General features: G+C 46.1%; 1 pseudogene. It reads right to left on the minus strand.

Annotated features, from left to right (window positions below):
* Positions 1 to 293 (minus strand): annotated as a pseudogene (locus ALO_RS23380) (group II intron reverse transcriptase/maturase); the annotation flags it as partial.

Raw genomic sequence — 293 nt, forward strand, 5'->3', positions numbered from 1 at the left:
CCTAAAGTAGTAAATGTGGATGCTCGGACTATTGTCGGTGATGCCATAGTACTGGTAATGACCTTGCAATTTCAAGTTTAGCGTCGCGAACATCGTACTGATTGGCAGGTGGCGATTTTCTTTAATCCATACATTCATCTCCGCCAGCCGCAGTCTCATTTTCTTCTTAGACGTCTTTCGCTTGACTCGGAAATAGCCTTTTTGGCTCTTGGAACAGTAATGCGTAAATCCTAAGAAATCGAATGTCTCCGGCTTCCCTTGCCCTTGCCGCCTTCTGCTTTCTTGGGCGTACT

This window comes from Acetonema longum DSM 6540 (assembly GCF_000219125.1).
Taxonomy (GTDB): Bacteria; Bacillota; Negativicutes; order Sporomusales; family Acetonemataceae; genus Acetonema; species Acetonema longum.